The 26,576-nt window shown below is 55.0% G+C and carries 25 protein-coding genes; 16 read left to right on the forward strand and 9 right to left on the reverse strand.

From position 1 onward, the window contains the following. A partial coding sequence (locus NIM72_RS02420; RefSeq protein ID WP_253418405.1) for an autotransporter outer membrane beta-barrel domain-containing protein occupies window positions 1–1,197 on the forward strand: 1,197 nt, incomplete at its 5' end. Between the two features lie 188 nt (window positions 1,198–1,385). On the opposite strand, the gene NIM72_RS21470 is transcribed toward NIM72_RS02420, so the two are convergent. The 3 genes from NIM72_RS21470 to NIM72_RS02435 form a co-directional block, all read right to left on the reverse strand. Then, a complete protein-coding gene (locus NIM72_RS21470; RefSeq protein WP_150015823.1) occupies window positions 1,386–1,589 on the reverse strand; it encodes an Hha/YmoA family nucleoid-associated regulatory protein in 204 nt (67 codons plus the stop codon). Window positions 1,590–1,834: 245 nt separating this feature from the next. Beyond that, on the reverse strand, window positions 1,835–2,266 hold the full coding sequence (locus tag NIM72_RS02430; RefSeq protein ID WP_253418425.1) for a PACE efflux transporter: 432 nt from the start codon (window positions 2,264–2,266) through the stop codon (window positions 1,835–1,837). 628 nt (window positions 2,267–2,894) lie between these two features. Further along, window positions 2,895–3,905 (reverse strand): LacI family DNA-binding transcriptional regulator, encoded by a 1,011-nt coding sequence (locus NIM72_RS02435; RefSeq protein ID WP_161736614.1) that lies wholly within the window; start codon window positions 3,903–3,905, stop codon window positions 2,895–2,897. 107 nt (window positions 3,906–4,012) lie between these two features. On the opposite strand from NIM72_RS02435, the gene NIM72_RS02440 reads away from it, so the two are divergent. From NIM72_RS02440 to NIM72_RS02455, 4 genes are all read left to right on the forward strand, one after another. Next, on the forward strand, window positions 4,013–5,026 hold the full coding sequence (locus tag NIM72_RS02440; protein WP_253418428.1) for a Gfo/Idh/MocA family oxidoreductase: 1,014 nt from the start codon (window positions 4,013–4,015) through the stop codon (window positions 5,024–5,026). Window positions 5,027–5,169: 143 nt separating this feature from the next. Next, a complete protein-coding gene (locus tag NIM72_RS02445; RefSeq protein ID WP_161736616.1) occupies window positions 5,170–5,706 on the forward strand; it encodes a tetratricopeptide repeat protein in 537 nt (178 codons plus the stop codon). 60 nt (window positions 5,707–5,766) lie between these two features. Then, window positions 5,767–6,243, forward strand: coding sequence for a sigma-70 family RNA polymerase sigma factor (locus NIM72_RS02450; protein ID WP_202605095.1), 477 nt, complete (start codon window positions 5,767–5,769; stop codon window positions 6,241–6,243). Continuing rightward, complete coding sequence (locus NIM72_RS02455) at window positions 6,240–7,025, forward strand: anti-sigma factor (protein WP_253418434.1); 786 nt, start codon at window positions 6,240–6,242, stop codon at window positions 7,023–7,025. The genes NIM72_RS02450 and NIM72_RS02455 overlap by 4 nt, the downstream gene beginning before the upstream one ends. 26 nt (window positions 7,026–7,051) lie before the next feature. Here the strand turns inward: NIM72_RS02455 and NIM72_RS02460 are convergent, their stop codons facing one another. Further along, complete coding sequence (locus tag NIM72_RS02460; protein WP_222925720.1) at window positions 7,052–7,630, reverse strand: YceI family protein; 579 nt, start codon at window positions 7,628–7,630, stop codon at window positions 7,052–7,054. A 693-nt stretch (window positions 7,631–8,323) separates the two neighbouring features. On the opposite strand from NIM72_RS02460, the gene arnB reads away from it, so the two are divergent. From arnB to NIM72_RS02500, 8 genes are all read left to right on the forward strand, one after another. Next, window positions 8,324–9,460, forward strand: a complete 1,137-nt coding sequence (gene arnB / locus NIM72_RS02465; protein ID WP_253418437.1) for a UDP-4-amino-4-deoxy-L-arabinose aminotransferase — start codon at window positions 8,324–8,326, stop codon at window positions 9,458–9,460. 1 nt (window position 9,461) lies between these two features. Continuing rightward, window positions 9,462–10,445, forward strand: coding sequence for an undecaprenyl-phosphate 4-deoxy-4-formamido-L-arabinose transferase (arnC, locus tag NIM72_RS02470; RefSeq protein WP_253418440.1), 984 nt, complete (start codon window positions 9,462–9,464; stop codon window positions 10,443–10,445). Next, a complete protein-coding gene (arnA, locus tag NIM72_RS02475) occupies window positions 10,442–12,421 on the forward strand; it encodes a bifunctional UDP-4-amino-4-deoxy-L-arabinose formyltransferase/UDP-glucuronic acid oxidase ArnA (protein WP_253418443.1) in 1,980 nt (659 codons plus the stop codon). The genes arnC and arnA overlap by 4 nt, the downstream gene beginning before the upstream one ends. Further along, window positions 12,421–13,323: a 4-deoxy-4-formamido-L-arabinose-phosphoundecaprenol deformylase gene (gene arnD, locus NIM72_RS02480; protein WP_161736621.1), complete on the forward strand. Its 903-nt coding sequence runs from the start codon at window positions 12,421–12,423 to the stop codon at window positions 13,321–13,323. Before arnA ends, arnD begins: the two co-directional genes overlap by 1 nt. After that, window positions 13,323–14,990, forward strand: coding sequence for a lipid IV(A) 4-amino-4-deoxy-L-arabinosyltransferase (gene arnT, locus NIM72_RS02485; RefSeq protein WP_161736622.1), 1,668 nt, complete (start codon window positions 13,323–13,325; stop codon window positions 14,988–14,990). The genes arnD and arnT overlap by 1 nt, the downstream gene beginning before the upstream one ends. Next, the gene (gene arnE / locus NIM72_RS02490; RefSeq protein WP_253418446.1) at window positions 14,990–15,310 is read left to right on the forward strand and encodes a 4-amino-4-deoxy-L-arabinose-phosphoundecaprenol flippase subunit ArnE; all 321 of its coding nucleotides are present in this window, start codon (window positions 14,990–14,992) and stop codon (window positions 15,308–15,310) included. The genes arnT and arnE overlap by 1 nt, the downstream gene beginning before the upstream one ends. Then, window positions 15,307–15,672 carry a 4-amino-4-deoxy-L-arabinose-phosphoundecaprenol flippase subunit ArnF gene (gene arnF, locus NIM72_RS02495; RefSeq protein WP_161736624.1) on the forward strand — a complete coding sequence of 122 codons (366 nt, stop codon included), beginning with the start codon at window positions 15,307–15,309 and terminating at the stop codon, window positions 15,670–15,672. The genes arnE and arnF overlap by 4 nt, the downstream gene beginning before the upstream one ends. A gap of 146 nt (window positions 15,673–15,818) precedes the next feature. After that, a complete protein-coding gene (locus NIM72_RS02500) occupies window positions 15,819–17,348 on the forward strand; it encodes a Fic family protein (RefSeq protein WP_161736625.1) in 1,530 nt (509 codons plus the stop codon). 37 nt (window positions 17,349–17,385) lie between these two features. Here the strand turns inward: NIM72_RS02500 and NIM72_RS02505 are convergent, their stop codons facing one another. Beyond that, window positions 17,386–18,081, reverse strand: a complete 696-nt coding sequence (locus tag NIM72_RS02505; protein WP_253418463.1) for a haloacid dehalogenase type II — start codon at window positions 18,079–18,081, stop codon at window positions 17,386–17,388. Between the two features lie 270 nt (window positions 18,082–18,351). On the opposite strand from NIM72_RS02505, the gene NIM72_RS02510 reads away from it, so the two are divergent. Further along, window positions 18,352–18,546, forward strand: a complete 195-nt coding sequence (locus NIM72_RS02510; RefSeq protein WP_309568533.1) for a HigA family addiction module antitoxin — start codon at window positions 18,352–18,354, stop codon at window positions 18,544–18,546. A 144-nt stretch (window positions 18,547–18,690) separates the two neighbouring features. Here NIM72_RS02510 and NIM72_RS02515 read toward each other — a convergent pair whose 3' ends face one another. The 4 genes from NIM72_RS02515 to NIM72_RS02530 form a co-directional block, all read right to left on the reverse strand. Next, a complete protein-coding gene (locus tag NIM72_RS02515) occupies window positions 18,691–18,897 on the reverse strand; it encodes an antitoxin (protein WP_253418652.1) in 207 nt (68 codons plus the stop codon). Between the two features lie 337 nt (window positions 18,898–19,234). Beyond that, window positions 19,235–20,368 carry a glutathione-independent formaldehyde dehydrogenase gene (locus NIM72_RS02520; RefSeq protein ID WP_253418466.1) on the reverse strand — a complete coding sequence of 378 codons (1,134 nt, stop codon included), beginning with the start codon at window positions 20,366–20,368 and terminating at the stop codon, window positions 19,235–19,237. Window positions 20,369–20,725: 357 nt separating this feature from the next. Next, window positions 20,726–21,673 carry a sulfonate ABC transporter substrate-binding protein gene (locus NIM72_RS02525; RefSeq protein ID WP_161736451.1) on the reverse strand — a complete coding sequence of 316 codons (948 nt, stop codon included), beginning with the start codon at window positions 21,671–21,673 and terminating at the stop codon, window positions 20,726–20,728. Window positions 21,674–21,768: 95 nt separating this feature from the next. Continuing rightward, complete coding sequence (locus NIM72_RS02530; protein WP_161736452.1) at window positions 21,769–23,658, reverse strand: sigma-54-dependent Fis family transcriptional regulator; 1,890 nt, start codon at window positions 23,656–23,658, stop codon at window positions 21,769–21,771. 274 nt (window positions 23,659–23,932) lie between these two features. Between NIM72_RS02530 and ssuD the strand changes: the two genes are divergently transcribed. Further along, window positions 23,933–25,105, forward strand: a complete 1,173-nt coding sequence (gene ssuD, locus NIM72_RS02535) for an FMNH2-dependent alkanesulfonate monooxygenase (RefSeq protein ID WP_253418469.1) — start codon at window positions 23,933–23,935, stop codon at window positions 25,103–25,105. 26 nt (window positions 25,106–25,131) lie between these two features. After that, window positions 25,132–26,544, forward strand: a complete 1,413-nt coding sequence (locus tag NIM72_RS02540) for an FAD/NAD(P)-binding protein (RefSeq protein WP_253418472.1) — start codon at window positions 25,132–25,134, stop codon at window positions 26,542–26,544. Window positions 26,545–26,576: the final 32 nt, after the last annotated feature.

The raw sequence follows: 26,576 nt of genomic DNA on the forward strand, positions 1-26,576 counted from the left end.
CCGACACCAGCGCCGGAAGTTACCCCTGAGCCGGAACCGACGCCAGCGCCGGAAGTTACCCCTGAGCCGGAACCGACACCCGCGCCGGAAGTTACCCCTGAGCCAGCGCCTGTTCCAGACGCTTCGTCAGCGGATAATGCCACTGCTGAGCAAGCTGCTGTGGAGAAAGCAGAGGAAGACGCCAAATCCAAAGCAGAGGCACAAGCGAAAGCCGAAGCTGAAGAAAAAGCGAAAGAGGAAGCCGCGAAAGCAGAAGAGGAAGCCAAAAAACCGGCGTTCAATCCGGATGACTGGTTCTCTGTTTACGACAACCTGCCGCTGATCCAGCGCACGCGTGCCTTAATCGCCTCGCGGCAGTACATTTTCAGTGAAGCGGTCAGCCAGTTGCATAACCGCACTGACAGTCTGCGCGCTTCGCCAGAAAGCAGCGGATCATGGGCAACAATAGAGCAGAAAAAAGGGCATTTTCTTGGACTCGACGTCAACCAGCAAACACTGAACGTGGGCTGGGATAGCCGCAGCGACAAGCAAACAGCCGGTATCAGCGCCAGTTATACGCAGGGTGAGGTAAAAGGGGAGGGTCATGAAAAACATCGACTGGCTACTGTCGGTGCATTTTATTCCTGGCAGGCTGATGCCGGATGGTTCTTTGATGCGGCCAGTCGTTATATGTATCTGAATCAGGAGATAACGCTGGATCCTGCTTTAAATATAAATGGCATGAAAAAGGACAGCCATATGCTGGCAGGCAGCCTGCGCACTGGCTATCAGTTTGCGCTCGCTGACGATACTCTGTTTATCTCACCGTTTGTTGGTGTGACCGCAGGTGTCATGTCCGGCTATACCCTGAAAGGGGAGGATGCGTCAGTTTCGTTAAGTTCATCCACACCTTACTTCACCAGCAGCGGGTTCATGGTGCAGAAACGCGGTCTGGGCGCATTAATGCCGAATATTAACGTCAGCGCCAGTCTGGCCTATCAGTATTCACCTGGTAAAAATGGCTCCACAACCACGCTCTCCGATCGTCAGTCAAACCGGCAATACAGCGCCTGGTCAGATAACCGTTATCGTGGCAGTGTAGGGCTGGAAGGCATTATCGCGCCCGGCCTTTCACTAAATGCGAAAGTAGAGAACAGTTTTGGTGGTGAATTTAAAACGGATTACAGTGGTTTAATCGGCCTGTCATATCACTTCTGATATCCGTGTCGGAATAATATCAGAGCATCACTTCATGAAGGGGTGATGCTCTGACTTATCGATACATTATTCCTGCTGGAAAATATCAGCCTGCGGACGTAGCCGTAAGACGAAAAAGGATAATCTGCAGAGCAGTAAATCTTCAGAGGATAATGTATTAATGTTGATATTTTCTCCTTATTTCAGCGTCAGCAAACTAATCGCCAGACTTCCGCAGGCACTTCGTTGTAAGTCTCATTCATTATTAGTTCAGCTTTACGATGATCGTATGCGCCCTCAAAAGAAGAGAGATCGTCAGAAGGAAGTTTTTTCCGCATATAGCTTGTCACGATATCCAGGATATCGGTTGACGGGCAGTTTCTTAACTTATTCAGATAGTAGACTTTGTTCATAATTTTTTGCTGAAGTTAACCTGTAAAAATGAGCTTATGCGCGGTCTTAACTTTATCTAAGCTGACTCGCTGTGCTATCGATGCTGCCAGGAAGATAAAAACCTGACAACAGATATACGTGTGTCCTTACGCACTGGATACGTTCAGATGCGCCGCGTCGCCTCTGACGCTTCACTGGCCTGGCTAAACGGAAGATTAAAAATCAGCTTTTATCTTAATGTATTTTTAATTTGTTGTTTCTAAAGTTATTTTTTAAGTGAAGCCCTGCCGTAATCCCATATCAGATTGAAAAGATAAGCATAAACCAGAAAAAACAGCACTAACCCACATTCCAGTTTCAGCGCTGCGAATAGCGTAATATCCAGCCACCATGCTGCAAAAGGTATCAATACGAATAACAGACCTGCCTCAAATAAAACGGCATGGAGACATCTTATTCGCCAGTCTTTTTTAAATCCGGTTCGCAGCTGAACGCTGTCAAACATCAGGTTGAACAGATAGTTCCATCCCATCGCCAGCGTTGATGAAACTATAGTCAACAGTGCCGACTGCGAAGGTGCTGCCGAGGCAAAAATAATCAGAATGATGAAAACCAGGACATTAGCAACGACTTCGAAAATAACTGCGTGCAGCACTCTTTCTGTGGTGGTGCGTACCGGAGATAAACACTGTTCCAAATCACACTCTCATTAATCCGTCAGGCACCGTTACCGGTGAAGATAAAATTCAGGATAATCTTCTGCTCAGTCCGATTATATTCAAAGCGCTGGGCATTCACCTGCCTTAAACGGATGAGAATTTAGCATCGCACCGTCATAAAGTGAAAGCGTAACGGGTAACTACCAATAAAAATCCAGGCAGGCTTGATATTTATCAAATCTTACACAAAACGTGCTTTATCAGCGATGCGCCTTAGCATACCTGCTCCTGAATTACTCTTTCTGTTCAACGACCCGGGTCCAGAATGGTTAATCTGGTAAGTTTTTCACTGCATGCGGTGATGGCCTGTCGGATTCGAGGCGATGATAGCAACTCTGAAATGGAGTGAAATATTAAAATAGAAAATTGAGCGTATATAGATTTATATTTTAATATTTAGATGATAAGCAGGTTTAAAAACTGTATGTCGGCGTCATTTACCGTTCTGAAGCGATTGCGATACAGAAGTACAGCGTAAAGGTGAGGCTGCAGGAGGTGAAAAGTGGTTTGCCCACTGTGCCATTATCAATAGCCTAAACAGATTCAACGTCTGGCATTTATAACGAAAATGCAGTCCTCGGTGGAGAGTATGACGTGATGGTTACTTCATATCGCGTTCTCGGCTGTATAAATCATAAAGTCTACTTTTCCACTGGCATACTCATCGGGTTTCACTTTCTGCTCCAGATAATTCAGCATAAGCTGTACCGCAAGCTGAGCATGCTGCCGGGTATTCTGATCCAGCGTCAGCGCAACGCTCTGCTGCGCCATCAGCGTGCGTGTCGTGGCGTAAAGCTCATGGGTGATCCAGACGCACTGATTCAGCCGACGATGACGTGCCAGCGTCTGGCCTATTTCAGTGTTCCCCAGGCCGGTATTGTAAATTCCCTGCAGATTTCTGCTCTGAACCAACTGCTTCTCCAGCAACTTACTGAGGGTGTCCCTATTTTCCTGAGCCGCCAGAACTTCACATAGCTGAAGATGGGGATAGCGTTCAGTCATCAGCGTGCAAAATCCTTCAATGCGCTGACGATGCGCGCTGTAGTCCCTGTGACCACTGACCATCAATACCTCACCGGGCTGATGCAGCATTTTACCCATAAGCTGAGCGGCGGTGCGTCCTGCCTGCAACTGGTTGATCCCGACATGACAGAGCCGGGCGGCACCGGGCAAATCGGTGACCAGCGAGATCACCGGTACACCACGCACCCGGCAATCTTCCAGCGCCTCATAAATCGCCGGATGTTCATGGGCAAAAACGATTAATCCATCCCGCAATTCACTGCCTTGCCTGATAAGCTTTGCCAGTCGTTCAGGCTGCGCCTCCGGGACAAAAGTGCGATGCAGCGTCAACCGGCGATAGCCCAGATGGGATGCGACCTCCGTAAAATCCTGCGCCAGTTGCTTAAAGAAAAACGAATCGTTGCTGCTGAGCAACAGTTCTATCTGCCACGGATGACGATGCTCCTCAGGTAAAATTCGCCTGAGTCCGACTTCCCGTGCCGCCTGCAGCACCCTGTGAACCGTTTCCGGTGCAACGCCACCCCGTTCATTAAGCACCCGATCCACGGTTGCCAGCCCTACACCTGCCCGCAGGGCGACCTCTTTCAGCGACATGCCGCTCTCCTCTGAGGTAAACACCTCAAAACATCATGCTGTGAGTGTAAAACGCAGCGCTATTCTGCTGATGCAGCTTTCTGCCGGACTATGATGGAGTTCAAATAATGAATAAAAAGCAACGTGTTGCCCTTCTGGGGTGTGGCTTTATTGGTGAAGTTCATGCCGCGAATCTTCAGGCGCATCCCAAAGTAGAGCTGGTGTGGGTGGCGGATGCGGAACCCGCCCGCGCTGCCGACTTTGCGACCCGCTATGGTGCCCGGGTCGCGTCTGTCACAGACGCGATAAACGATCCGCAAATTGACATGGTGCTTATCGCCAGCGCGACGCCGACACATGCGGATTTGCTGGAAGCCGCTGCGCGCGCCGGTAAAGCTATCTACTGTGAAAAGCCGGTCGATCTTTCTCTTGAGCGTGCCCGTAAGGCCGTGACTAACGTTCTCCCTTACAACGTGCCGGTCACGGTGGGGTTTAATCGCCGTTTCGATGTCAGCCATCAGCAGCTGAAGCAGCAACTCCGTCAGGGGCGGATTGGCCCGGTGGAACTGATTCAGATGGTCTGCCGCTCCTCGGCTATGCCACCGCTGGCCTATCTTCAGGCGTCAGGGGGACAGATGCGCGATCAGGCTATCCATTTCTTTGACCTGCTGCGCTGGCTGACAGAAGAGGAGGTAACAGAAGTCGCAGCGATGGGAGCAGCACTGGCTTTGCCTTCTATCAGTGAATTTGGTGATGTGGACACCAGCATATTGCTGTTGCGGCTGCAGAACGGGGCGCTGGCACAGCTCGATAATACCCGCCGTACCGGCTATGGCTATGACGAGCGTATCAGTGTAATGGGGTCAGACGGCATGCTGGAATCGGCCTCTCAGCCGCAGCGCGGCGTCAGCTGTTATCAGGGCGCGCAGATTCAGCAGCCAGGTCTGCTGCCCGATTGGTTCAGCCGGGTGCAGCCAACCTATTATGCTCATCTTGATGCATTTATCCGATCGCTGAACGGGGAGCAGGTTGGCGATCTGCCTGGCCTGGAGGATGGTCTCAGGGCACAGGCGATTGCGGAAGCTGCGGTGATCTCTCTGGCGGAAAGACACTTCTGTCAGGTGGAAAACGAGCTGATCTGATCAGGCATGGCTGGCGGCCAGAAAATAAGTTTATTTTTATCGAATAGAAACCGGTGCTGAGCTGTTTACCGTATAGCGCCGCGCTGGCGGAGTGCCTCTGGCAGGTTTCATCAACTGCCTCCCCGACCCGATAAGGATAAATGATGACAACACGTTCTGGTATTCCTCTGCTTGCCGTTCCGGCCCTGTTACTGTTGCTGCACTCGCCGCTAAGTATGGCGATGGGTGACAATGACAGTGAGAAAAAGACGCCTGACTGCCCCAAAGGTCAGGTCTATGACAGTCAGACCAAAAGCTGTGTACCGGAGAAGACCAGCAGGCTGAGTGACGAAGACAAAACGCGCTACGCCTATCATCTGGCGAAAAAAGGTGAATATCAGTCAGCGCTGAACCTGCTGGATACGCTGAAAAACCCGGATACCCGCGAAGCCTGGAATTATCGTGGTTATGCTACCCGCAAGCTGGGCCGCACAGATGAGGGCATTGGCTATTATCAGCGCGCCATTGCGCTCGATCCCCGTTACGCTAAAGTGCGTGAATATCTTGGTGAAGCCTGGATGATCAAAGGGCGACCCGACCTGGCGCGCGAACAGTTAAAAACCATTGCCGGGATTTGTGGCACCGATTGCGAGGAGTACCGCGATCTGCAGGCCGCAATTAATGGCCATCCCGAGGTGTGACTCGGCACGGAGGAGCGAAAAATCACTCACAGCGACATCCGTCAGCACCTTGCAGAACACCTGACGCGACTCTGGCGTTACGGCTATGTGCTGTCGCACAACCGTGACATGGCAGAAGAGCTGGTACAGTCGACCTGCGTGCGCGCGCTGGAGCGCAGCGCACAGTTCACGCCGGGCACACGCATTGACCGATGGCTTTTCTCGATCCTCCACTCCATCTGGATCAGCGACTTACGGGCGCGAAAGGTGAGACAGGGCCAGGGATTCGTTGATCCCGATGCACTGCTGGCCGTGGATAACCATGCTTTCAGCGACGACAACCGGCACTACCAGCGCATCATGCAACAGGTTAACGCCTTGCCCGAAGCGCAGCGTAATGCGCTGTTTCTGGTTTATGTCGAAGGACTGACCTATCAGGAAGCGGCAGAAACGCTGGCTGTTCCGATTGGCACCATTATGAGCCGTCTGGCCGCAGCGCGTGCCACGCTGGCCAGGCAGACAGCGGCCTCGCCCGTACCGCAGGAGAATCGGAAATGAACAGGGAAACTTTTACGCCACCGTGGCGCGATGAGGCGATTGTTGCCTGGCTGGATGGTGAGATGATGCCACAGGAAGCTGCAGAGTTTGAGCAGGCGATGGCTGAAGATCCCGAACTGGCCGCAAGGGCCGCGAATTTCCGGCAAAGCAGTCTCGATTTTGAACAGGCTTTTGCACCGCTGCTGGAACAGGCTCCACAGGCCAGAATGGCACAGCAGCTGGCGGCCATTACCGCACCCGAGTCCCCGCCAGCCAAAGGATACAGCCGTCGGGCACTGATTGCCGCGTCTGTCAGCTTTTTGCTGGTGGGCAGCAGTATCGGTTTCCTGGCAAGACCGTCAGATGATGAGCAGGATGAAAGCCAGGCCATCCGCGATCTTGAAGCACGTTATATGTCGCTCTACAGTGCTGAAACGCTTGCCGACATGCCCGGTGATGCTCTTTCGCTGAAAAAGGGGCTGGACCGCACCCGACTCGATTTAGGATTGCAGCTGCACCCCCAGCAACTGCACGTAGCGGGGGCTGAACTGAAAATGGTGCGTATCCTGCGCTACGAACGGACGTCAATTGCGCAGATCGCCTGGCTGCACGCAGATTATGGCCCGATGGCGCTTTGTATCTCGCCCGCACCGCACAACACGAACCCGATTACCCGCGAACAGCGCCACGGCATGCAGCTGGCCTGGTGGACGCGCGACGGTTATCAATATGTGCTGATTGGCCGCAACCCCTCAGCGCAGCTGGCGTCCACCGCTGAAACATTACAGGCAGCGCTCACGTAATCCGGCAGCACGCGCAGCGGTGACGGTCAGCGCGGCTCTCTGACCTGCGCTGCAATCTTTAGCGCAATATTTACCCGGTCGTCCACCACCCCGACCAGCCGGTCCATACCGAAGGCGGAGCGGGAGATGGCGGTGGAGGCATGCAGCGCCAGCAAGCGTGAGGCAGGATCGAGGGTGTTCCCACTGTCCAGCGAGGCCAGCATCACGACAGGCCGGCTGACAGCTTTAACCGTCAGCGTGCCAAAAATCCGGTAATTACCGTCACCCAACGCAGCCACGCGACTGCTGACGAAATAAATCTGCGGGTAACGCTCTGCGTCAAAAAACAGATCACTTTTCAGTTGCCAGGTTAACAGGCTGTTCGAGGCCACCAGCGTTCCCACCGGAATATTCACTTCAATACGATCGTCACGATCCTGATCCGGATTAAGCGTAACCGTGCCGGTCACGCCCTGCAGTCTGGCCTGCGAAAAGTCATGTCCAAAGGCACGCCACGAAAGGCCAATCGACGTTTTATCGGGGGTAATGGCATAGGTTACCGGCGCGGCACAGATCACCGGGCTGATCAGGGCAAACAGAGTGCATAAGCAGGCGGCACGTATCATCACTTTTTCTCTTTTAGACAGACCAAACGTTAACGCCTGAAACCGCGATCTTATTCGCTTTTATTAGCACTGCTTTTACCACAGAGGCACAGATAAGCTTAAAGATATTAACTGACTGCCACCTTAAATTCACCAAAATGTAATGATTATTCCGCGGGCAGAACATCAACCCCAGGAAATATTAAGAATACATTAAGTCGACTTTATTAATCTTTCGTTTTACTGAAATCCTGAGTGGAGGTATTTGACACCCTTAAGGGGGCAATTTGCGATATGAAATTAGCTTATCGTAATCAGTGGCTTAAGGTTTTCTCGTTAAAGGAAATTTATGTCAGGCGAGCTTCATCGGAGCTGATAACAGGCTGGGCTTCCTGTTTTTTAAACACAATATCAATAACTCAAAAAGAGTTGAGTTCCGGGGCGGTATTATTGAAATGATAGTGAACTTTTCAGAAATCCATTAACTCAATCCTCGTTGTTTTTATTGTAATTAAACCTCTTCATTTAATGTTCAGTTAACTTTCATACGTTAGCTTGTATTAGCAGTCCGGTAACCTTAATTCCATAACGGGAAACCTGTTATGTCTTATCTGCCTGCCGGGTGTTGATAAATCACTATTTCAGTTCTTTCCGGCGTTGTATCCGATTAACAACGCGCGACAGTTTATGGGTTTGATTTGCAGGAGTTTTAGCATGGATTTTTTGCCATTTTCCCGCCCTTCATTCGGCAATGAGGAGCTGGCTGCTGTTAAAGCGGTATTCGACTCCGGATGGATAACAACCGGGGCGAAATGCGCCGAACTGGAGCAGGCCTTTGTTCAGCTGACCGGCAACCCGCACGCCATTGCAGTCAGCTCTGCCACTGCCGGGATGCATGTCACGCTGATGGCGATGGGGATCGGGCCTGGCGATGAGGTGATCACGCCGTCCATGACCTGGGTTTCAACCCTTAACCTGATTACGCTGCTGGGTGCCACGCCAGTCATGATTGATGTCGACCCGGATAACCTGATGGTGACGCCGGAAGAGATAGCTCAGGCCATTACGCCACGCACCCGCGCCATTATTCCGGTGCATTACGCCGGTGCGCCTGCCGATATCGCACCGATCTATCAGCTGGCTGAGCAGCATGGCATTGCCATTATTGAAGATGCGGCTCACGCGGTGGGCACGACTTATCAAGACAGACCGGTCGGGCATCGCGGCACGGTAATTTTCTCGTTTCACGCCATCAAAAATATTACCTGCGCGGAGGGCGGTCTGGTGGTGACCGATGACGCTGCTCTCGCCGATCGTATCCGCAGTCTGAAGTTTCATGGCCTTGCCGTGGATGCATTTGATCGCCAGACCCAGGGGCGTCTGCCGCAGGCGGAAGTGATGATGCCGGGCTTCAAATACAATCTGCCCGATATCAGCGCAGCGATTGCGCTGGTGCAGTTACAGAAACTGCCGGGCTTTATTGCACGCCGCCGTGAGATTGCCGAACGCTATCTTGAGGCGCTGCGTTCGCTACCTTTTACACCGCTTTCACGGCCAGAGTGGCCACATCAGCATGCATGGCACCTGTTTATTATCCGCATTGATGAACAACGCTGCGGGCTGTCCCGTGATGCCTTTATGCAGGCGCTGAAGACGCGAGATATCGGCAGCGGCCTGCATTTCCGTGCAGCACATACCCACAAATATTACCGCGAGCGCTATCCCGATCTGCGTCTGCCCGCCAGTGAACGTAACAGCCAGCAGATGTGTTCACTTCCCCTGTTTCCGTCCATGACGGATCAGGATGCAGAACGCGTGATTCAGGCTTTACATGACATTGCCGAGGCCTGAGATGCGCGATATCAAACCGATCAATGTGCTGTCCGTGGTGATCCCGGTCTATAACGAGCAGGAGAGTTTGCCTGAGCTGCTGCAGCGCACTTGCGCCGCCTGCGACGCCCTCAACCTTGAATATGAAATTCTGCTGGTGGATGACGGCAGCAGTGACCGCTCTGCCGAACTGATTGAACAGGCCGCCACCGTTCCCGGCAGCCGGATAACCGGCGTGCTGCTCAACCGCAACTACGGGCAGCACTCCGCCATCATGGCCGGATTCAGCCAGGTCCGTGGCGATCTGATTGTTACCCTTGATGCCGATCTGCAGAACCCGCCGGAAGAGATCCCGCGGCTGGTCGAGGCTGCGCGTCAGGGGTATGACGTGGTGGGCACCGTCCGGCAACAGCGCCAGGACACCTGGTTCCGTCGCAAGGCCTCGCGCACGCTTAACCGCCTGATTCAGCGGGTTACCGGCAAAGCGATGGGAGACTACGGCTGCATGCTGCGCGCCTATCGCCGCCATATCGTCGAAGCGATGCTCAACTGCCACGAACGCAGCACCTTTATTCCGATTCTGGCCAACACCTTTGCCCGTCACACCATCGAGCTGCCGGTGATCCATGCCGAACGGGCTTTTGGCGATTCGAAATACAGCTTTATGCGGCTGATCAATCTGATGTACGACCTGGTGACCTGCCTGACCACCACGCCGCTGCGACTGCTCAGCGTGGTCGGCAGCCTGATTGCGCTCTCCGGCTTTGCCTTCTCGCTGGTGCTCATCGTACTGCGACTCTTTTTTGGTGCGGCCTGGGCGGGTGACGGTGTCTTCGTGTTGTTTGCCGTGCTGTTCATGTTTATCGGCGCCCAGTTTGTGGGTATGGGACTGCTCGGGGAGTACATCGGGCGCATTTATAACGACGTTCGCGCGCGTCCGCGCTATTTCGTTCAACGCATTGTTCAGGCTCCTGAAGAGCCTTCAGTACAGGATACTCAATCATGAAGACCGTTGTTTTCGCCTATCACGACATGGGCTGTGTCGGCATCAATGCCCTGCTGAATGCAGGCTATGAGATCACCGCCATTTTTACGCACAACGACGTGGCGACCGAAAATAACTTTTTCGGCTCGGTAGCTCGCCTGGCGGCAGAACACGGCATTCCGGTCTATGCGCCGGATGAGGCGAATCATCCGATCTGGCTTGACCGCATCCGTACCATGGCACCAGAGATGATCTTCTCCTTCTACTATCGCCATCTGCTGAGCGATGAGATCCTGCAATGCGCTCAGAAGGGGGCCTTTAACCTGCATGGCTCCCTGCTGCCAAAATACCGTGGCCGGGCACCGCTGAACTGGGCGCTGGTCAATGGCGAGCGCGAAACGGGCGTCACGCTGCATCGCATGGTGAAGCGCGCAGATGCCGGTAATATTCTGGCGCAGCAGAAAGTGGCCATTGACGCTCAGGACAACGCGCTGGTGCTGCATCGCAAGCTGACCCAGGCCGCAGAGCAGTTGCTGAGTGACCTCTTGCCTCGCCTGCGTCAGGGTGAAGTCAGTGAGTGGCCACAGGATGAGAGCCAGGCAACCCGCGTGGGCGGTCGCACGGCCGAAGATGGCCGCATTGACTGGAATCAGCCTGCTGAGACAATTCACAACCTGGTCAGAGCGGTCACCGATCCCTGGCCTGGGGCATTCGCCTTTGCCGGTTCGGTTAAATTTATCGTCTGGAAGAGCAGGGTTCATCCGCAGCAGCAGCAGGCAAAACCGGGTACGGTCATCTCTAAACAGCCATTCCTGATCGCCTGTGGCGAAGGCGCACTGGAAATCCAGACCGGACAGTCTGAGCATGGCGTCTATATGAACGGCAGCCAGCTGGCGCAGAGCCTGGGCATGGTGCCAGGTGCGCTGCTCTATTCACAGCCGCAGTCGGCGCTGCAACGCCGTACCCGCGTACTGATCCTCGGTGTTAACGGCTTTATCGGTAACCATCTCACCGAGCGTTTGTTACAGGATGAACATTTTGAAGTCTACGGCCTGGATATCAGTTCAGACGCTATCAGCCGTTTCCTGGAACATCCGCGTTTTCATTTCGTTGAGGGCGATATCGCTATTCACTCCGAATGGATCGAGTATCACATCAAAAAATGTGACGTCATCCTGCCACTGGTGGCGATCGCGACGCCGATTGAGTACACCCGTAACCCACTGCGCGTGTTTGAACTCGATTTCGAAGAGAACCTGAAAATCATTCGCGACTGTGTGAAGTATCAGAAGCGCATCATTTTCCCGTCCACCTCTGAGGTCTACGGCATGTGTACCGATGCCAGCTTCGATGAGGATTGCTCAAATCTGGTGGTCGGGCCGATCAACAAACAGCGCTGGATCTACTCCGTATCTAAACAGCTGCTGGACCGCGTGATCTGGGCATATGGTGAAAAAGAGGGGCTGCGTTTTACCCTGTTCCGTCCCTTCAACTGGATGGGACCGCGTCTGGATAACCTCAATGCGGCACGCATCGGCAGTTCACGCGCAATTACCCAGCTCATCCTCAATCTGGTAGAAGGCTCGCCGATTAAGCTGATCGATGGCGGCAAACAGAAGCGCTGCTTTACCGATATTCAGGATGGCGTGGAAGCACTGTTCCGCATCATCGAAAACAGGCAGCAGAATTGTGATGGTCAGATCATCAATATCGGTAACCCGGACAACGAAGCCAGCATCAAAGAGCTGGCCGAGCAGCTGCTGGAAAGTTTCGAGCGTCATCCGCTGCGCAGCCAGTTTCCGCCGTTTGCCGGTTTCCGGGAAGTGGAGAGCAGCAGCTACTACGGCAAAGGCTATCAGGATGTGGAGCACCGTAAACCGGCTATCCGTAATGCGCGTCGCCTGCTCGGCTGGACACCGACCGTCACGATGGATGTCACTATCGACAACACCCTCGACTTCTTCCTGCGCACCGTCGAGCAACAGGCTGATAAGTGATGAAGAAGATTGGTCTGCGGATTGACGTAGATACCTGGCGCGGCACGAAGCAGGGTGTGCCGGCGCTGCTTGAGCTGTTCCGGCGTCATGCGGTGCGGGGCAGCTTTTTCTTCAGCGTGGGACCAGACAACATGGGCCGTCATCTCTGGCGGCTGGTGAAACCGGCGTTTCTCATGAAGATGCTGCGTTCCCGTGCTGCATCGCTCTATGGCTGGGACATTCTGCTCGCCGGCACGGCCTGGCCGGGAAAGCAGATGGGACGCGGCCTGCGGCAAATCATGCAGGACGCCACCCGTCAGCATGAGGTCGGCCTGCATGCCTGGGACCACTTTGCCTGGCAGACCTGGGCGGGCGTCTGGCCGCAGGACAAGCTGGTTGAGCAGATAGCGCGCGGCACCGAAACGCTGAGTGAAATCCTCGGTCACCCGGTCAGCTGCTCGGCCGTTGCGGGCTGGCGCGCTGATGGCCGGGTCATCGCTGCCAAACAGGACTTTGGCTTTCACTACAACAGCGACTGTCGGGGCAGCGGCCCGTTCCGGCCTCTGCTGCCGGATGGGCAGATCGGCACGGTACAGATTCCGGTGACGCTGCCCACATGGGATGAAGTGGTTGGCCGCGAGGTCAGCGCAGCAGGCTATAACGACTACATTCTGGCGAAGATGCTCGCGTCTGATGAGGGCGCGGTTTACACCATACATGCCGAAGTCGAGGGGATCATCGGCTACCCGGACTTTGACCAGCTGCTGGATGCCGCAGAACGTAACGGCATTCAGTTCTGTCCGTTAGGCGAGCTGCTGCCCGATGATCTCAGCACGTTACCGGTGGGCAGGGTCGTCAGAGGCGAAATTCCCGGACGGGAAGGGTGGCTGGGTTGCCAGAAACTGACTGAAGAGGCGAACTAGTGCGGATACATAACAACACGAAGTGGCTACTTTTTTTCGGCTTTTTTGTTCTCTATTACCTGATCCCACCGATGTTCCGCGACCTCTGGCAACCGGATGAAACCCGTTATGCGGAGATCAGTCGGGAGATGCTGGCCACGGGTAACTGGGTCACGCCGCACTTCTTCGGCCTGCGTTATTTTGAAAAACCGATTGCTGGCTACTGGGTCAATTCGCTGGGTCAGTGGCTGTTCGGTCATAACAACTTTGGCGTGCGGGCAGGAGCGATATTCTCAACGGCGATTACTGCCGCGCTGATCTTCTGGCTCGGCAGGCGGATATTTGGTTCGGCGCGCACCGCCGCTGTCAGTAGCCTGATTTTCCTCAGTTCGCTGCTGGTCTATGGCGTCGGCACCTATGCAGTGCTCGATCCCATGCTGATGCTCTGGCTGGCGGCCGGGATGTGCAGCTTCTGGCTGGCGACGGAGGCCAGCGGACGCGCCGGGCGCGCGGGCGGCTATCTGCTGCTGGGTCTCGCCTGCGGCATGGGATTTATGACCAAAGGCTTTCTGGCGCTGGCAGTGCCTGTGCTGGCGATTCTGCCGTGGGCGATCTGGCGAAAGAGACTTCCGGAGCTGCTCTGCTTCGGGCCAGTGGCGCTGCTCTCAGCCGCGGCGATCAGCGCACCCTGGGCGCTGGCGATCTATCATCAGGCACCGGATTTCTGGCACTACTTCTTCTGGGTTGAGCATATTCAGCGCTTTGCTGAGGACAATGCACAACACAAGGCGCCGTTCTGGTATTACCTGCCGGTTCTGCTGCTGGGCACGCTGCCGTGGCTGGCGCTGTTACCGGGTGCATTAATGACCGGCTGGCGCGAACGTCAGCACCATCCGGGCGCGCTCTATCTGCTGAGCTGGACGGTCATGCCGCTGCTTTTTTTCAGCCTGGCTAAAGGCAAGCTGCCGACTTATATACTGCCCTGTTTTGTGCCGCTGTCGCTGCTGATGGCGCACTATGGGCTGAACGCCGCCCAGCGTGCAGGGCGCGCTTTAACGGTCAATGGCTGGCTTAACCTGATTTTCGGCATCCTTACTCTGGCAACGGTCCTGCTGGTGCTGGCGCCCTGGAGCGTGACGCATCATCCGCTGTTCGCTACGCATGAGATGCTGAAGCTGGTACTGGGCGCGATGGCATTTCTCATCTGGGGGCTGGTGGGCGCATACAGTTGTCGATCTTCACAACGCCGCTGGCTGGCGGCCGCACTTTGCCCGCTGGGGGTCGCACTGCTTATTGGCGCTGCGATCCCGGATAAAATCCGCGATGCTAAACAGCCGCAGCACTTTGTTGCCACGATTAGCGCGCGTCTGGCCTCCAGCCGCTTTATCCTGGCGGACAATCCTGGCGTAGCCTCTGCGGCAGCCTGGCATTTGCAACGCAGCGATATCGGTTTCTATGACACTAAAGGCGAGCTGGAATATGGGCTGAGCTACCCGGATGCGCAGTCCCGCTTTGTCTCTCAGGCTGACTTTGGCGGCTGGCTTGCTGACCATCGCCGTATCGGAAGCGTGTCGCTGATGTTGCTGGTCGACTCGGTGCACAGCGATATCGGTGAGGATGTGCCGGTGCCCGATGCGGTCTATCGTCAGGGCAGGCTGGTCTGCCTCTATTACGGTCAGATGAAGTAATGCTGCTGCTGATTGTGCTGGTGAGTCTGCTCAGCTGCAGCGCGCAGCTGTGCCAGAAACAGGCGACCCACGCGACTTCGCGCCGAATTCGCTTAAGCTGGATTGGCATAAGCGTGCTGCTGTTAGGCGTTGCGATGCTCCTCTGGCTGCTGGTACTGCAGCGGGTGCCGGTGAGTCAGGCCTATCCCATGCTGAGCCTGAACTTCATTTTCGTTGCGCTGGCCGGACGCATCCTCTGGCGCGAACGGTTAACGCTGCGCCAGATTGCCGGCACGCTGCTGGTGGTGACGGGTGTGGCGCTGATGGCGAGTCAGCTATGAAAGGGTATGGATGGGTCGCCTGCAGCGTGCTGCTGGTCTCAGCGGCACAGCTGATGATGCGCTGGGCGATGCCGCGGCTGCCCGATGCCAGCAGCATTGTGTCTCTGCCTGCTGTTGCCATACTGCCCGCCTTGCTGCTGCTGGCCGGGCTGGGCGCGTATGGTGTCTCGATGCTTTGCTGGATTCGCGCGCTGCACTATTTTCCGCTGAATCGGGTCTATCCGCTGCTCAGCCTGAGTTACGTGCTGGTCTGGCTGGTGGCGGTCTGCGTGCCGGTATTCCATGAGGCGTTCAGCTGGCATAGCCTGGCGGGCGTAGCGATTATTGTTATCGGGCTGCTGTGCATTGTGGTTAAGCCCTGAACAGATAAGTTAGCGTTTCCGCATCATAAATCATTGTTATTACCGTTTTCGGGCAAAAATTAATGTCGCCATGATAGGCATATTAGCGTTTTAGTGTTAAAAATCCTTTTTGTTATCGTTTTCGGGCAACGGATAAAGGATTCATTATGCTGGTCGGCTTTAGCGCACTGCGCGAACGTTATGCTATCCAACTGGCGCAGCCATTACGCGTTAAGTCAGCTATTGGAACGGTACGCTCTCATCATGACAGCCAGGGCCAGGTTGAAAATCATTATCCACCTGGCTATCAACCGGAAGATGATTTTGCCGGTCACTTTGCCTTTGGTCTCAAGTACGAAGAGATTCACCTGGAGTTTTTTGCCCGCCTGTTTACCGCTGTCGGCCCGGAACCGCTGGAGGCGTGGTGCCGTCAGGAGCCGTTCGGACAGTATGCGCGACGGGCTGGCTTTCTCTATGAATGGCTGACCGGCAACACGCTGCAGGTACCGGATGTCACCAATGGAGGTTATATTGAGGCCATTTCATCCAAAGCCTATCTGACCCGAACGACAGTAAAGCGCGTCAGACGCTGGCGCATCAATGATAACCTGCCAGGATCGGTGGATTTCTGCCCGCTGGTACGCAGGACCGCGGCCGTTGAGCAGGCGCTTACGTTCGATCTCAATGATGCCTTAAACGATCTGGATAACGCCTTTGGCGCAGACATTCTGATGCGCACTGCCAGCTGGCTGACATTTAAAGAGTCGCGCGCCAGTTTTCTCATTGAGAAAGAGTCGGATCAGGGCGACCGCATTCAGCGGTTTGCTCACGTTATTGCGCAGTATTGCGGACAGCTTGACGATTCGCTCAGTGATAGCAGCCTGCATACCATACAGCAGGGCATTCTTGGCCAGGACGCACTGGGACTGGGCCTGCGCCGCTCACCCGTGTTTGTCGGGCAGTCGACAATGCGTGAGGATATCGTCCACTATATTGCGCCGCACTATGATGATGTTCCTCGCTTCATGCAGGGCCTGAAAGCCTTTGACCTGGCGACGCGGGGTGCCGCGCCACTGGCCCGTGCCGCGGTTATTGCGTTTGGCTTCGTCTATATCCACCCGATGCGTGATGGCAATGGCCGCATCCACCGATTTTTAATCAATGACACGCTGATTCGTGACGGAGCGATACCGGATGGGGTCATCCTGCCGGTCTCAGCCACCATCACCAGTTCGATGGATTTTCGGGTCGGCTACGATCGCACGCTGGACGTGTTCTCGAAACGGCTGATGCGGCGCTATGCGGGCTGCTATCGGTTTGGCGAACTGAAAACCTATGAAGATGACACGCTGAGCAACTTCAGTTTCAGCGAGTATGAGGATGCCCGGTTCGCCTGGCGCTATCCCGACTTAACCGAGCATGTGCTTTATACCTGCAAAGTAATAGAGCATACCGTCCGAAAAGAGATGGCTGATGAAGCGCGCGTATTGGTGATATTTCAGCGTGCACAGCAGCGTCTGAAGGACGTCGTTGAAATGCCCGATCAGGACGCGAGTCGCATTATTCGCTCGCTGAAGGAAAATGGCTGGCAGATCTCTGGCAAGCTTAAAAAAGCGTTTCCGGTGCTGGACGATACGACGCTGTCCGGGCGCATCGTGGAAGCGGTCAGAGCGGCGTTTGAGACCCAGGCAGACTGACTGCCTGGGTTTTACCGGGAATCACTGAGCACTATGCTTAGCCGGGCAGTTTAAGCTGTGCGGCCAGCGCCTGGATATCGCTGACGATCAAATCAGGTGCAGGTGCCAGCGGATAAGGTACCTGTCCGTGACGCCTGACAAAGGCAGTTTTCATGCCTGCCCGTTTTGCGCCGCCCACATCCCAGCCATGCGCCGCCACCATCATGCACTCAGACACGGGTTTGCCCATCTCCTCCATTGCCCACTGATAAACTCTCAGGTCGGGCTTATAAATCAGAACCTCCTCCACGCTGAGAATGCGAGTGAACAGCGGTCCCAGTCCGGCTGAGCTGAGTTGTTTTTCAGCCAGCGCGGTAGAGGAGTTGGTCAGCGCAACCAGCGTAAAACTCTGCTGCTTCAGGGCCGTCAGTCCTGCGGCAACGTCAGGATGGGCGGGCATGGCGGCGATAATGTCAGCCAGCGGCGTCGCGTCAGCTGGCAGAGTGACGCCGTAACGCGCAGCGGTCATCTTCAGTACTGCTTCGGCAATATCACCAAAGCTGTGCCAGTTGCCGGTCACTGACTCGACCAGTGAATGATGCAACAGTGAGGTAAACCAGGCCTCGGCGCGCTCCGGCCTGTTGCCAAGCCGCTGCGCGACAGCATGGTTCAGTTCGGTAGTGGACAAAAGGGTTTCATTCACATCGAAAAACAGGGTGCCGCTATAGGGTTTGGGGTTGCTAATGTTGCTCATTGGGCCTCCGGTAGATCGGACGAGTGTGATTGTGAGGCGTTTGGGCGCTGATTGAAGGTAGGACATTGAGGAAGATTGCTCAAGGTGTGGAGGCAGCGATAGGGTTGAAGGTAGATTAGCAAAACCAGGTGTAATTAAAGCCTGAAAACAGAGCGCATAATACTAGTTATGTTAAATAATACATAATTGTTACGGGAAACGGGCGCATTACTTTTAGTTTAAAAACGGTAACGCCTGGATTCTAAATTATGAGGACTATCGCTAAAGACAATGCCTAATCCCCCACACGCAGGTGAAGTTATTTCCGACATCATGGAAGATCTCGACAATGGAATCAGGGAGTTGGCTCGTGCTTTGGCTATTGCACCCTCTACAGCATCAGGAATGGTTTCTGGTATCACCGCTGCAACGCCTGAGATGGCTATCAAACTGGCTGCTGTTATCGGCAGTACACCTGAGATGTAGCTTCGAATTCAGGCTGCCTATGACCTTGATCGGACGGCTAAACCAGTGGATTTGTCGGTGTTGAATAGCAGTTACAAGCCCGAACCATTGCAAAATACGAACCAGCCGTATCTTACTGATGCGATTGAGTATCGAAGATATAACTCACAAAAGCTGATCCAGAACGACATCAAGCAGAGGCGGGTTGCTGCGTTCGTGGACCAGTTTAACCAGTTCATTATCGTCAAGGGCATCAGGTATCAGTTCGTAAAGCTCAGCCGGGCCGCAATAAAATGCAGGCTGATTGTGGTGGAGTATTGCGACCGGATAACCCTTCCCTGCTTTAACAATGGCAATGGGATCGCTTTTCAGCGCCTCTGTGCGGGCACGGGTATCGCAAAACTATGTATGACATAACCCCTCCAGGGCTACCTGACAGCGTTTTATCGTATCAGCATGAGGCACTGTTATTCAGCCACGGCATGTTCAGAACCCGTTGAAACTGATGTGTTCTTTATCAAAAAAGCTAAACGCTAAATCATTCTGCAAAGAGCCGTTCGATTTGATTTGCAAAACGCCCCGGCGCTTTCACCTCGCCTCTTTCTCATAAGAGTCATAACACACGCTGAAAGCATCAAACCACAGACAGGCTTTTAGTTCTCCTTCTCATTTCCGCCTGAATGTGGCTTATGCGGCTATGGCTCACGATTCAGGGTTTCAGAATGACTTTTGTCCAGCCATTATTACGATCGTCAAAATGCTTATAGCCTTCGGGAGCATCTGCCAGTGCAAGACGATGTGAGATGATCTGCGCCGGATTGGCTCTGCCCTGATGGATAAGCCTGGCGAGCTGGCGGTTGTAGGCTTTCACGTTACACTGGCCGGTTTTCATTGACTGACCTTTAAACCAGAACGTACCAAAATCGAACGGCACTTTACCCTCTTTAGCCAGCTCAGTTGCACCGCCGGGATCCTGAGGAACAAAAACGCCTACCGTACCAATCCCGCCCGTGGCCTTAGTTGATGCAACAAGGCTGTTCAGCGTGGCGGAGTTGTCCTCATGGCCATGTTTATTGCAGCACTGATAACCCACGCACTCGCAACCGCAATCCGTGCCGCGCCCATCGGTGAGTTCGAGGATTTTATTGACCGCCTCATCGCCCACGCCATTGATCGCCACTGCACCAATCTGTTCGGCTAACGCCAGTCTGTCAGGATGGGTATCGACCACAAAGACCTGTGATGCGCCTTTAATCATGGCCGAATGTGCCGCCATTAAGCCGACCGGGCCAGCACCGTAAATGGCAACACTCTCGCCAGGGCGTAATCCTGCCAGCTCCGTGGCATGCCAGCCGGTAGGGAAGATGTCGGACAGCATAACGTAGTCTTCCTCCTTTTCTGCCGCATCCGGCGGCAGTACCAGGCAGTTAAAGTCAGCAAAGGGAACACGAAGTAACTCCGCCTGACCACCCTCCCATTCGCCCATCTCCGCAAAGCCATAGGCGGCACCGGCCGTACCCGGATTTGCCGTGAGACAGTAACCGGTTAACCCTTTCTCGCAGTTTTCACAGAAGCCGCAGCCGATATTAAAGGGCAGGCAGACATAATCACCGACTTTAATCCGCTCTACACCGCTACCGATTTCAACAACCTGGCCCAGATTCTCATGGCCGAAGATGCGACCCTGCTCGAAGCTGGTTCGCCCTTCGTACATATGTAAGTCAGAACCGCAGATATTGGTGGTGGTAATACGGACAATCACATCGGTGGGACGAACGATTTTCGGATCCGGAACGTCTTTGACTGAAACGTCAAAAGGTCCGTTATAGACAACTGCTTTCATAATGTTTACCTCACGGGCATGATCAGTTTTGAGGGTGGCGACTGCATGATGCATTGCTGACGCGTACCCTCTTCGTGATGCTGCTTTTCAATCAACGGGCGTAATTGAATGCGTAAGTGTAGAACAGATTATGAAGCAGGCTGCTAACATTAACATCGTGTAACTCTATGAAATATAAACACCGCTTCGCTAAATTCCCTTTTGTCTTCCCCGCCTTTCTGCTTATCCTCACCCTGCTGTAATGCTACGGACCTATTACCGGAAAGAGATTAGCAAGGCCGCCGGTTGCTATTTAGAGAGACTGATTATCAGATGTCAGACGAAGCTTATCCGGATAAATATTCGCCTGATGCTTGCCTACTTCTTATCCTGCGACCACGTCGCGCTGCGGATATCGACTTTCACCGGCAACAGACCAATCCGGGTAAAGGTATCTGCCAGCGCCTGCTGCTGGGTGAAGACGTCTGGCGTCATCCGCTCTGCGCCAAACGGCATCCTTGCCAGGGCGCGCTGCCAGATCGGCTGCGGCAGACCGGTTGAGGTGGACATGATTTTTGCTGCCTCTTCCTGATTTTGATTAGCCCACTGACTCAGTGAACCCAGCTCATCCACCACCTCAGTGGCGATTTGAGGATAAGTTTCTGCGAACTTGCGGCTGGCAAGGTAGAAGGTGTAGTGCGGCACCAGCCCTTCGGCATTTTTAAGCAGCCGCGCATGGGCGTTGGTTTCCACTTCGGCGTAGTAGGGATCCCAGATGACCCAGGCATCTACCGCGCCGCGCTGGAAAGCGGCGCGCGCATCCGCAGGTGGCAGATAGACTGGCGTAATGTCTTTATAAGTCAGCCCTGCCTGCTCCAGCGCGGTGACCAGCAGATAGTTAACGTCAGAACCTTTATTCAGCGCCACACGCTTGCCTTTGAGATCCGCCACGCTTTTAATTGGCGAGTCTGCGGGCACCACAATCGCTTCGGTTTTAGGGTTAGCAGGCGAGTGTCCCAGATAAACCAGATCGGCCTGCGCTGCCTGAGCGAATGTCGGTGGCGCGTCGCCGGTAGCGGCCAGATCGATACTGCCGATGTTTAAGCCTTCCAGCATCTGCGGTCCGGCCGGGAACTCAATCCAGTGCACCGCAATACCCTGCTTTTTTAATTCCTGATCCAGCGTGCCGCGATACTTCAGCAGCGCAAAGATATTGGCTTTCTGAAAACCGATGTTCACTGTCTCGGGTTTCTCTGCTGCCTGGGTGTTGAACGCGAAACCCGCCTGGGCGGCAATAATCAAAGCGCTGAGTAAAACTTGTTTCATCTCTCATTCCTGAGTCTGTTTGTTGTCTGCGCAACATAACAAACGCGGGTTGAAGCGCTTAGCGATGAAATGTTCGATGCTTAGCTAAAAAAACGCTATGGATGCCAGACCGACTCGCGTACGCGAATGGCGCGACTGAATAACCCCAGCGCATAGAAGCGGTCCGCGATGGTCTGCTGTTCCCGGATAATGGCCAGGTTCATTCTCTGGGTCTGATGGCTGCGCCGGGCTAAGGCGTGCATCAGTGAGGTGGCAGAGATGCCGAGTTCCGTGGAGAGCAGCCCGGCAGCTTCAGCACGATGCGCATCAATGTAGCGGCCGGTCTGCTCGAGCGCGTTAAGCAGAACCTGTAACAGATCGCCAGAGTGCGTCGCAAATCCGCGCTCAGCCAGGTAAAACTGATGGTTATTGACCCGGCCAGTGCCATCCGCAATTACCCTGAACTCTCCGCTGTTCTCCGCATCGCTAAGTAACGGGTCCCACATCATCCAGGCATCCACCGCGTTGAGATCGCTGGGCGTCAGCGGATATTTAGGTGGGGCATAGACAATGCGCACATCATCCAGCGCTAAACCCGCCTCATCCAGAATCTGCAATAACAGATAGTGAACGTTGGAACCGCGATTCACGGCGATACGTTTGCCCCGGAGATCGCCAATCTGCTGAACCGGGCTGCTCTTCGGAACCAGCAGCGCCACGCTCTGCGGGGCGGCAGGTTCCCAGGCGACATAGACCATCGGACTATTGCTGGCCTGTGCAAACAAGGGGGGGACTTCACCAGTAGTTCCGAAATCGATCTCCTTATTGCTCAGCGCATGCAGAAGCTGGGGACCCGCAGGAAACTCACTCCACATGACGCTGACGCCCTGCCCGGCCAGCTGCTGTTCCAGCGACTGGCGGGCTTTCAGGATGCCAAGGTTGCCAAATTTCTGATAACCAATACGCAGTTCCCGCTCCCGCTCAGGCTGCTGACCAGGAGCAGCATCGCGCTGACGCACTGAACCGCGGCGCGGTTTAATCACCCCCAGATGCCCCAGCTGCGTGCGCAATGTATGTCGGCTGATACCCAGCAGCGCGGCCGCCTGTAACTGATTACCCTGGGTGAGTTCCAGCGCATTTTTTACCAGCGCAGCAATTACCCGCGGATAGAGCGGCGTGTCACTCTGCTGCATCTGCTGGCGTAAAAACTGATCCAGTGCCTCCTCTCCCTGCGGCAGATCGCTCCCCGCAAGAGGGCTTAGCCGCAGCTGCTGGGGCGTGACCAGTGAGGTTTTGCTGAGCAGCACGGCGTTGTGCAGCGTGTTCTCCAGTTCACGGATGTTGCCCGGCCAGCTGTAGTTCATCAACACCGTCATGGCTTCATCGCTGAGGCGAAGCTGAGGACGACCAAGACGGCGCGCATAGAGCTGCAGGAAGTGACTGGCCAGCACCGGAATATCTTCGCAGCGCTGACGCAGCGGCGGCAGTGTGACGCTGGCCACATTCAGCCGATAGTAAAGGTCTTCCCGGAATCGCCGCTCACGAATTGCCATCACCAGATCCCGGTTGGTCGCGGCAATGACCCGCACATTGACTTTTACTGGCCTGGAGGATCCCACGCGGGTGATCTCACGCTCCTGCAGCACGCGTAGCAGCTTCACCTGCAGCGACGGGCTTAGCTCACCAATCTCATCCAGCAGCAGCGTGCCGCCCTCTGCCGCCTCAAACCAGCCACGATGTTTATCCTGTGCGCCGGTAAAGGCGCCTTTCTCATGACCAAACAGCTCCGACTCCGCCAGGCTCTCGGTAAGTGCGCCGCAGTTAACGGCCAGAAAAGGCTGTCGGCTGCGCGCACTGTGATGATGCAGGTAGCGCGCCATCACCTCTTTGCCGGTGCCGGTTTCGCCAATAATTAATACGGTTGCATCGGTGGGCGCGAGCTGATCCAGCACGCTTTTAAAGGCGCGTGATGCGGGGTCAATTAACTCAGGGCTGGCTATCTGCATCTTTTTTACCGGGTGAGCAGGAAAGTCATGACCATACCGCGCCGCTGACGCTGAAACGAGAGCTGAAACACACCAGGTTGTTGCCGATGCAGCAGAGTACAACTCCTTCTGTTGCGAATGCAGCAGATTAACATCTGCCATCAAAATGATAAATCATTGAATTTTAATAATAAAATTATTTAACCGCACTGGCACGCATCCTGCTTAGGGCTATATAACCAAAGGGATTAACCCTATGTGATAAATTCGAATATCGTTATAAAGGAATCTGCTAATGAGCCATGCGACACAGGAAAATCCCAACCTCTTCTGGTTTCTGCCTACTCACGGCGACGGGCGCTATCTGGGTACCACCGAAGGCGGCAGAGCAGTCGATTTATCCTATTTACAGCAGGTTGCGCTGGCGGCAGATAATCTGGGCTACTACGGTGTGTTAATCCCGACCGGTAAAAGCTGCGAGGATTCATGGCTGGTCGCCTCGGCACTGGCACCGATCACCAAAAAGCTGCGCTATTTAGTGGCCGTGCGTCCCGGCCTGCAACCGCCCAGCCTGGCGGCGCGCATGGCGGCAACGCTGGACCGTCTTTCCGGCGGCCGGTTGCTGATCAACGTGGTCACGGGTGGCGATCCGGTGGAGAACAAAGGTGACGGCATCTTCCTGAGTCATGAAGAGCGCTATCAGGTGACCAAAGAGTTTCTTGAGGTTTACTCCCGCCTGCTGAAAGGCGAGAAGGTAGACTTTGAAGGTGAGCATATTCGCGTGGAAGGCGCTGAGATCCTCTTCCCGCCAGTGCAGGAAGACGGTCCGCCACTCTATTTCGGTGGTTCGTCGGAGGCAGCTATCGACATTGCGGCAAATCAGATCGACACCTATCTGACGTGGGGCGAGCCGGTTGAACAGGTCGCGGAGAAGCTGGCGGTGGTTCGTCAGCGGGCGCAGGAGAAGGGCCGTACGCTCTCTTATGGCATCCGCTTGCATGTCATAGTACGTGAAACGGAAGAGGAAGCCTGGGCGGCGGCCGATCGGCTGATTTCTCACCTGGATGAAGAAACTATCGCCGCCGCGCAGAAAATCTTTGCCCGCATGGACTCCACCGGTCAGGCGCGGATGAGTGCCCTGCATCAGGGGTCGCGTGAGAGCCTGCGCATCGGTCCCAATCTCTGGGCGGGCGTTGGCCTGGTGCGCGGCGGTGCAGGAACTGCGCTGGTCGGCAATCCGCAGCAGGTTGCCGATCGCATCCGGGAGTATCAGGCACTGGGCATTGAGAACTTTATCTTCTCCGGCTATCCGCATCTTGAAGAGGCACACCGCTTTGCTGAGCTGGTAATGCCGTTGTTGCCGCTGGCCGCCAACGCCGAAAAGAAACAGCGCAGCGTCAACACCGGTCCGTTTGGTGAAACCATCGGCGGCGACCGTCGCCCGGCTAAACAGACCAGCGCCAGCTAGTCAGTTAACAGGAAAAAGGCTCGCTTATGTCACAACAGCAGATTGTCATTATCGGCGGCGGGTTCACCGGCACCGCGCTGGCGATCCATCTGGCACGGGCTGGCCAGGCGGGGTTGCAGGTGACGGTAATTGAACCCCGCGCGCAGCTGGCGCAGGGCGTGGCATACGGCACCACCGATCCAGCTCACCGCATTAATGTGCCGGCCACCAGAATGCAGCTTGCCGGTGATGAAGAAGGGGCATTTGATTGCGACTATCGCGCCTCTCCTGCTTTTAACAACGACCCGGAGGCACTGTGGCATGACGGCAACGTCTACCCGCAGCGTGGTGAGTTCGGGCGCTGGGTCAATGCGCAGTTTGTGCATCAGCAGCAGCATTCGCCGGTAAAACTGAGTCATCTGCGTGACAGTGCGGTTGCCTTTAAGAATGGCGTGGTGACCACGGCCTCCGGGCAGCAAATTCATGCCGATCAGGTAGTGCTGGCGATCAGCCATCCCCCACCGGATCTGCCTGCTCTGCTGAAGCCGCTACAGGGCCATCCGGCTTTGATTGCTAATCCCTGGCAGCGCGATGCGCTGGCTCAGGTGGCTCCTGACGACAGGGTCGCGATTATCGGTTCAGGATTGACGATGTCTGACGTGGTGGCCTCGCTGCATCGCCAGCAGCACCGTGGAAAGATTACCGTCTTCTCCCGTCGTGGCCAGCTGCCGCGTGCCAATCTGAGTGGCAACAATGAGACTTACGCCCTGGATTTCAGTCAGCCGCAACCTGCTACCGCGCGCGGCTGGTTGCATCGTGTGCGACAGGAAGTTAAACAGGCGGCGGCGCTGAATCTGCCCTGGCAGCTGGTGCTGGATGATATTCGCCGTAACGGTCAGCGCATCTGGCAGAGTCTGTCGCTGCACGAGCAGCAGCGCTTTCTGCATCATCTCCGTCCCTGGTGGGATGTTCATCGCTATCGTATTGCGCCACAGGTGAGCCAGGTTCTCAGCCAGCAGCAGGCCAGCGGTCAGCTGAATCTGCTGGCGGCGCGCCTTATCGCCGCTGAATCGGGTGGCGCAACGCTCCGGCTGACGCTGCGCCTGCGTGGTGCGCAATCACACATGCTGGAGGTGGAGAAAGTCCTTGTCACCACCGGCCCTGCACACAACGCGCTGCTTAACAGCAATGCGCTGCTGCGTCAGCTCCATGGCGATGGCGTGATCCAGCCTGACTCGCTGGCGCTGGGGATCCAGGTTAATGCGCTGTCTCAGACGCTGAATGTGAACGGTGAAGCTAATCCCGGACTGTATGTTGCCGGGCCTGCCGCACGGGGTCGTTTTGGCGAGCTGATGGGATTACCGCAGGTGGCGGAACATGCCGAGTCCGTTGCACGACAGCTCCTCGCCGCCCCGCCGCTACCCTTCAGCGAGCGATGTCCCGACTCACTCACCTACTGAATCTTCCTTATAAAACACACATTAAAAGGTGG

It is taken from the genome of Pantoea sp. B550 (assembly GCF_024158165.1).
In the GTDB taxonomy this organism is placed as follows: domain Bacteria; phylum Pseudomonadota; class Gammaproteobacteria; order Enterobacterales; family Enterobacteriaceae; genus Pantoea; species Pantoea alfalfae.